The sequence below is a fragment of the Arthrobacter sp. HMWF013 genome, from assembly GCF_003061105.1.
Classification (GTDB): Bacteria; Actinomycetota; Actinomycetes; order Actinomycetales; family Micrococcaceae; genus Arthrobacter.
Window position 1 is genome coordinate 1 of the sequence record NZ_QAIQ01000370.1, and the last position, 6,926, is coordinate 6,926.

Here is a 6,926-nt window from a genome sequence, read left to right on the forward strand (position 1 = left end):
TCCCCGGCGTCGCACAGGCCGGTGATGACCTGCTGGAGAACGCCGACGCTGCCGGGTCCCACCGCCACCTCTTCGGCGGTCACGCCGAGGTGGAGGGCGAGCCGTTCGCGGAGTTCGACGGCGGCACTGTCCGGGTAGCGGTTCATGGTACCGGCCGCTGCGGCCACCGCAGCCGCGGCGGCGGGCAGGGGTTCGTAGTGGCTTTCGTTGCTGGCGAGGGCCGCGATGTCCATGCCGGCGCTGCGCCGGCCCGGGACGTAGGGCGGAAGTCCGGCCACGGCGCCACGAAGGGTGGGAAGCGCGGTGTCCGGTGCGGTCAGGAGCTGATCACGGGTCATGAGGAACGATCATGTTGTGACCCGGCACACAATGCAAGATACCCTCAACCCATTGGGACTTCTGCTCAACTTCTACTGACTGTGATGAAAATATGACCATCCCGAATCCCCGCACCCTTGATTCCCTCGACGGCAGGATCATCCTGGCCCTCGACAAGGATCCGGAAGCCAGCGCCCTGGCACTCTCCCGGACACTCGGCGTCGCACGGAACACGGTCCACGCCCGGCTGGCACGGCTGGAACGCAGCGGCGCCCTCCGCTCCTTCAGCCGGAGGCTGGACCCCGCTGCTCTTGGCTACGACCTCATGGCCTTCCTCTCACTGTCCATCAGCCAGACCCGGACAGGCGCGGTGGAGGACGGGCTCGCCGCGATCCCGGAGGTCATCGAGGTGCACGCCACCACAGGCGACGCAGACCTCATGGCCAAGGTGGTGGCCCGCAGCACGGCCGATCTCTACCGCATCACCAACGAGATCCTCGAAATCGAGGGGATCCAACGGACCAGCACGGCCATCTCAGTGTTGGAACTCATGCCACCCCGCTACGACGGCCTCCTCAGCCGGCTCTCCGAGCAGGAATCCCGCCCGTCCACCTAAACTGCGGGTGATCCACGCCACAATGGGCATATTTTCACTTGCACCCGTACTCCCCTGCCAAACATCCCAATCAACGTCTTCGCTCTTGCCTATCTGTGGGCCAGCCCACAAGATTCCTGCATGACTACATTTACCGTCTCCGGCCGCGTGGCACAGGTTCTCAGCAGCTACGTCAGCGACGTGTTCGGCGTCATGGGCAACGGCAACGTCTACTTCCTCGACGCCGCGGAACAGCTGGGCCTCCGCTTCTCCGCCGTCCGCCATGAAGGCGCCGCCATCGCCGCGGCCGATGCCTACTACCGGACGTCCGGGCGCCTCGCGGCGGGCACCACCACCTACGGCCCCGGCTACACCAACGCACTCACCGCCCTCGCCGAGGCGGTCCAGGCGCAGATCCCCGTGGTGCTGGTCACCGGGGACGCCCCGAGCAGCGGCGCCCGGCCGCAGGACGTGGACCAGGCGGCAATCGCCGCGGGCCTCGGCGCGGCCACCTTCACCGTCACCCGCGACGCCGCGGGCGCCATCACCCGCCAGGCGGTGGAGTACGCACTCACCAAGCGCACCGCGGTCGTGATTGCCATTCCCTACGACCTCGCGGCGCTCGAGGCAGCGGACGAGGAACTTCCGGAGCCGCAGGCACCGAAGATGACGGACGACGTCGACGGCGGCCTTGGGCAGGTAGCCCGGCTGCTCGCCGGGGCGAAGCGGCCGCTGATCCTGGCCGGCCGCGGTGCGCATCTCGCCGGAGCCGGCCCGGAACTCCGCGAGCTCGCCGACCGCCTCGGCGCACTCACCGCCGGAACCGCCCTGGCGCTCAACCTCCTCAAAGGCGAGGGGTACCTGGGCGTCGCCGGCGGTTTCGGCACGGACACCGCGGCCGGGCTCATGGGCGAGGCCGATGTGGTCCTCGTGGCCGGGGCAAGCCTGAGCCCCTTCACCATGCGGTTCGGGCACCTGCTCGGCCCGGACAGCACCGTCATCCAGATTGATGCCGCCCTGCAGCCCACGCACCCCCGAGTGGATACATTCGTCAGCGCGGACGTGAAGTCTGCCGCGGGACAGCTCCTGGGGATGCTGGATGGCGGGGCTCCGGACGCCGGCCGTGTATCGGCCTGGCGCGCGGAAGCCCGCAAGCGTCTGGCCGAGGGACCGGGCCACGAGGCCGGCTCAGCGGAGACGGTGGACGGCCGGCTGGACCCGCGCTCCCTGGCCGCGGCGCTCGATGCTGTGCTGCCGGAGCGCCGCACGGTGGTCCAGGACGGCGGGCACTTCGTCGGCTGGGCACCCATGTACTGGCGCATCCCCAGGCCGCAGGACCTGGTCATGGTGGGGACCGCATTCCAGAGCATCGGCCTGGGCCTTGCCAGCGCCGTCGGGGCGGCCCGCGCCGTGGAGGACGGCCGCACCCTGGTGCTGGCTTCCGGTGACGGCGGTTTCCTGATGGGGCTGTCCGACCTCGAATCGCTGATCGGGGCGGCGAGCAGCGCCATCGTGGTGATCTATAACGATGCGGCCTACGGAGCCGAAATCCACCAGTACGGCTCCCAGGGCCTGACCGAAAAGCCCATGCTGATCCCGGAAGTGGACTTCAGCGGCGTGGCCCGCGCGCTCGGTGCTGAGTCGGCGATCATCCGCTCACTGGCGGACCTATCCGCGCTCACGGACTGGATCGACGCCGGCGCCAAGGGAACCTTCGTGGCCGACTGCCGCATCACGTCGAGCGTCCGGGCCCCGTGGCTGAGCGAGTGGATGCAGGCCAAGCAGGAGGCGAAGGCGGCGGTGGCGGGGTAGAGCAGCCCGAAGTGACACGTCGGCTCACAGCCCTTAGGGTCAGTCCTCGTAGTCGCCTTCTGCGAGTTCCTCATCCAGGTCAACGGGCGGAGGGCCAGTCTGAAGCCCGATTGGCTCCGGCCTATAGCTCTTGAATTTGTCGAGAATACGAGCCGTTAGATTCTCGCGCCGCTGCTCGAAGAACGCGGTGAACTCGTCAACTGAGTGCGGCAGCGGCGAAGGCAAAGCATGTCGTGCGAGGAATGCGCTGCGGTCGTCTGGAGAAGGAAACTCCGCCGCAAGCCAATCATTCGGTGCCTTGTCAGACTTACCAATGTTTTCGAGTCCTGGAAGCAGTTGAAGGTTCGGCAGACGGTCCCGTAATGAGACGAGCTCGTCGATGGATTCGGCGGTGAATCGAGGTGCGCCGTCGGCGTTCCTGTGACTCGCCAGTTCCTTCTTGTCGAACCGTGCAGCCGGAAACACGTGGTCGATGTGAAACTGGTTGCGCGTGTCGACATGCGGGAAAAGGGCTGCTAGCACCGCAAACGTTCGAGCTCTGCCGTACTCCAGGCTCAAGATGTCGTCGACCAGGGCGTCTGTGACTGCGAGCGACTTGCCACGAAGTGCCATTGCTTGTTCTATCGCCGCGACCGGGAACGCCGAGCCACCCTTGGCCTTGATGACCTCACGCAGGTCGCGGAGCAAGGTGTCCAGGCCAGAGCCCCAGACGCCGCGCACGATGAGGGACCGCAGAACCCAAGACCGAAGCGCTTCACGATCCTCTCGGGACCCGGGTGACTCGCGGTATGAGTGTCCCAGCTTCCGGTGGTGCACGTAGGAGGCGACTGGGATAAGGATACTGTCCGCAGTGAGGGCTCCGCCTGAAAGCCCGAAATCGCTGAGAAGCCCGACCGCGACGTGAAGGGAAGTACTCATGACATCCCAGCCGGCCTCAAGCTTCGCCATGTTGGAAGTAGTGAAGTTCTTGACCTTGAACCCGATGTCACCGACGTCCGCAAGCACCAGTCCTGACTTCAAGATCGTGTCTCGGGAGAAGTTGAACCCGTTCCCCGTCTGGTTGAGGGAGTCCACCAAGCCGTGGACGGCGGCACGAGCATCGCCCTCCCACTGCGCCGTCGCAATAGACAGAAGCAGATCGCTGTAGGACAAGACCGTGCCGCCAGAGTTGACTCGCACGAAGATGTCGAGGACACGTTCGATGTCCTGCTCGTCTTCTTCATAGAAGTGGAGGCTGGCGCTGTGGTGGATCTCCTGCCAGAGCTTCGCGGCGAGCGCGACTGCTGTCTCGTTGTTCCCGACGCCGTACTTAGCCGGAATCTGCATCATGGCCGCTGGTTCGGCTGCGTCGAAGATCTCGGACACTGGGAACCAAGACTTGCTCTCGTCGGCCGCTGTTGCCTCGAGGTCGTCCTTGGTCAAGAACTGGAAATGGTACTTGAGGCCGAACTCATTCTCGGGGGCTTCTCCCAGAAGGTTTAGGTAGAGACGCCGCTCGGGGTAGGACCATGGCTTGTTCGTCCAGCCGCCATGGACCTTATATGCATAGGTACCCCGAAGCCCGATGTTGAGTGAGGTCAGTCTCTGCTGACCGTCGAGAACGGCGACGACCTCGCGGTCAGTGGGTATGTCAACCACCGGGTTGTGCCGGTTGTCGAAGGCGCTGTAGTCCTTCATGACTCCGTAGAACTTAAACTTGCTGATTGTCTGCGGCAGCACCCTCCATGAGAGAAAGCTCCCAATCGGGTAGCCGCGCATGATGGAGTCAAACACGCGGATAATTTGGGAAGGTTTCCAGACATACTCTCGCTGGATCGCCGGAAGGATGAGCTTGCGCTCCTGGATCTGTCGCAGCGCTGTAGCGATCGACATTGGCTCCTTGTGTCCCATGCCCAAACTCTACGTTGCGGCAACGTTCGCCCCGCACTTCCGCGCGGAGTGTCTCCCACCCTGGCCGGGGGCTTCCCGCGCACGGAGGTTCCGTTGGCTGGAACTCACGCGCCGCCGTCGTATGCCGGCGCCATAGAAAACCCAAAGGTCCCCGCCACCTACCATGGCCCACATGCAAACTGCCCGGGACGCCCGCTCTGCCGCCGTTGTGATCCACGCCGGATCACAACGAGGGGCGGCACTAGAACTTGCGGTGGACACGATGCGCCAGGCACACGTGCCCATCGCTTCCTTACACCACGTACTTTCGGGGGCAGACCTGGCCGGGACTCTTGATCGAGTTCTTGCGGACGGGCACGACCTGGTGGTTGTCGGTGGCGGCGACGGGACTGTGTCCTACGCCGCCGGGCGGCTGGCTGGCTCCAACGTCGTGCTCGGCGTTCTTCCGCTGGGCACCGCCAACGATTTCGCCCGCACGCTGGAGATATCGAACAATTTGGCCGAGGCATGCGCCACCATCGCAGACGGGAAAGTAATAGACATCGACCTCGACCGGGCCAACGGTGAGCCATTCCTCAACGTCGCGTCCGTGGGCCTCTCGGTAGCTGTCACCGAAGCTCACCCCTCCCCTGCAGCGATACTCGGGCCATTGGCATATAGTATCGCCACGGTAACGGTTTATACCCGGCACAAGGCGTTCCGGGCCCGTCTTGAGTTGCCGGAGGGAGACCCCCAGCCGGTGGAGCTTGAGGACCTGACCGCGCTCCAGGACTGGATCGACGCCGGCGCCAAGGGAACCTTCGTGGCCGACTGCCGGATCACCTCCAGCGTCCGGGCGCCGTGGCTGAGCGAATGGATGCAGGCCAAGCAGGAGGCGAAGGCGGCGGTGGCGGGCTGACGGCGGCACGTATGGTCCTTCCTGCCTGACGTAGCATGAAGCCATGCGGATACTCGTCGTCGGAGCCGGAGCCACAGGCGGGGCGTTCGGTACGCTCCTGCAGGAAGCGGGACGGGATGTCACGTATCTGGTGCGGCCGCGCAAGCAGGAGGTCCTTCGCCGCGACGGGTTGCGCTTCATCTCCCCCACTGCTGACCGGACGCACCCGGTAAAAACCATCACGGCAGCGGACCGGTCAGAGGCCTTCGATCTGATCCTCGTCACGGTCAAAGCCACCGCGGTCGAGGGCGTCCTCGGCGAGATCGGCGCATTCGTCGGGCCTGGAACCAGCCTCATCCCTATCCTCAACGGCATGGCCCACGTGGACCGGCTTGAGCAGCTGTACCCGGGCCAGGTGCTCGGCGGCCTGGCCCGGATCGTCGCCACACTCGACGGCGATGTGGTCCGCCAGCAGGTGCCCCTCACCTCCCTCATGGTGGGCGGGCTGAACGGAAACCCTGTCCCACCGGAGGTTTCCCAAGCTCTGGACGTGCCCGCCGTCGGCTTCTCGGTAGTGGACGACGTCATGGGCGCACTGTGGGACAAATGGGCCTTCATCGCTGCCGCAGGGATCGTCAACTGCCTGTTCCGGGCGCCGGTCGGACGGATCATCGATGCCGGCGGGAAGTCCAAAATCCTGGACGCCATCAGCGAAACCGAAGCGGTGGCCGCCGCGGCAGGACACCCCGTCTCCGACGCCGCTCACGCACAAGCGGCCGGAATACTGACCGAGCCGGGCTCGGCCTTCACGTCCTCCCTGTACCGCGACCTCAGCGCAGAGCTCCCCTCGGAAGCCGAGCACATCCTCGGCGACCTCGCCGGCAGAGCCCGCAGCCTTAACGTCCCGACGCCACTGCTGGACCTCACCCTTATCCAGATCAGGGCCGGCCTGCAGCGATAACCCGCGCCATTTCTGACTTCGGCACTCCGCAAGTGCCGCCGTCGTACATCCCTGCGTCACATCACCGTCGGCTTCCCGGGCCGTCCCTTGTGCTCCGCCCGCGCGATCTCAAAGCTGCTCTCGAACGGCAGCGAGGCCAGGTCCAGCAGCGGGTTGTTGTCCTGGGTCTCCACGAGCTTGCGGGCGGCTTCCTCCGAGTCCACGCTCGGCATGGACCCGGGCAGGTGCCGCCGGGCTGATTCGGGCAGGAACCAGATGGCCACGGCGGCAACCGCGGCCACGGTCATGAGGTAGTACGCAATCGCCATGTCGTCGCCGGTCAGTTCGATGAGCGAGGCAATGATGAACGGGGCCGTCCCGCCGAAGATGGCCACCGCCAGGTTGTAGGCGATCCCCATGGCGGAATAGCGGTGCTCGGTGGGGAACAGCGCCGGCAGCGCCGAGGCGAGGTTCGGCACCGAGAACGCCACCGG

General features: G+C 65.6%; 5 protein-coding genes and 2 pseudogenes. 4 read left to right on the forward strand and 3 right to left on the reverse strand.

Translation table 11 applies throughout. From position 1 onward, the window contains the following. Positions 1–338 (reverse strand): annotated as a pseudogene (locus DBR22_RS13745) (aminotransferase); the annotation flags it as partial. Positions 339–430: 92 nt separating this feature from the next. Here DBR22_RS13745 and DBR22_RS13750 point away from each other — a divergent pair. Then, a complete protein-coding gene (locus tag DBR22_RS13750; protein WP_090955837.1) occupies positions 431–934 on the forward strand; it encodes an Lrp/AsnC family transcriptional regulator in 504 nt (167 codons plus the stop codon). Positions 935–1,054: 120 nt separating this feature from the next. Further along, a complete protein-coding gene (locus DBR22_RS13755; protein WP_108599480.1) occupies positions 1,055–2,725 on the forward strand; it encodes a thiamine pyrophosphate-binding protein in 1,671 nt (556 codons plus the stop codon). A gap of 39 nt (positions 2,726–2,764) precedes the next feature. Here the strand turns inward: DBR22_RS13755 and DBR22_RS13760 are convergent, their stop codons facing one another. Beyond that, positions 2,765–4,615, reverse strand: coding sequence for a GmrSD restriction endonuclease domain-containing protein (locus DBR22_RS13760; protein ID WP_108599482.1), 1,851 nt, complete (start codon positions 4,613–4,615; stop codon positions 2,765–2,767). A gap of 172 nt (positions 4,616–4,787) precedes the next feature. Here DBR22_RS13760 and DBR22_RS13765 point away from each other — a divergent pair, with 172 nt between their 5' ends. Both DBR22_RS13765 and DBR22_RS13770 read left to right on the forward strand, forming a co-directional pair. Beyond that, positions 4,788–5,513: a diacylglycerol/lipid kinase family protein gene (locus tag DBR22_RS13765; protein ID WP_308810213.1), complete on the forward strand. Its 726-nt coding sequence runs from the start codon at positions 4,788–4,790 to the stop codon at positions 5,511–5,513. A gap of 43 nt (positions 5,514–5,556) precedes the next feature. Further along, positions 5,557–6,453, forward strand: coding sequence for a ketopantoate reductase family protein (locus tag DBR22_RS13770; protein WP_108599481.1), 897 nt, complete (start codon positions 5,557–5,559; stop codon positions 6,451–6,453). Between the two features lie 56 nt (positions 6,454–6,509). Here DBR22_RS13770 and DBR22_RS13775 read toward each other — a convergent pair. Continuing rightward, positions 6,510–6,926, reverse strand: a pseudogene (locus DBR22_RS13775) (MFS transporter); the annotation flags it as partial.

What these genes read in the sequence shown, in the direction of transcription:
- DBR22_RS13750 (WP_090955837.1), top strand. Translation starts at nt 431, where the DNA reads ATGACCATCCCGAATCCCCGCACCCTTGATTCCCTCGACGGCAGGATC.
- DBR22_RS13755 (WP_108599480.1), top strand. Translation starts at nt 1,055, where the DNA reads ATGACTACATTTACCGTCTCCGGCCGCGTGGCACAGGTTCTCAGCAGC.
- DBR22_RS13760 (WP_108599482.1), bottom strand. Translation starts at nt 4,615, where the DNA reads ATGGGACACAAGGAGCCAATGTCGATCGCTACAGCGCTGCGACAGATC.
- DBR22_RS13765 (WP_308810213.1), top strand. Translation starts at nt 4,788, where the DNA reads ATGCAAACTGCCCGGGACGCCCGCTCTGCCGCCGTTGTGATCCACGCC.
- DBR22_RS13770 (WP_108599481.1), top strand. Translation starts at nt 5,557, where the DNA reads ATGCGGATACTCGTCGTCGGAGCCGGAGCCACAGGCGGGGCGTTCGGT.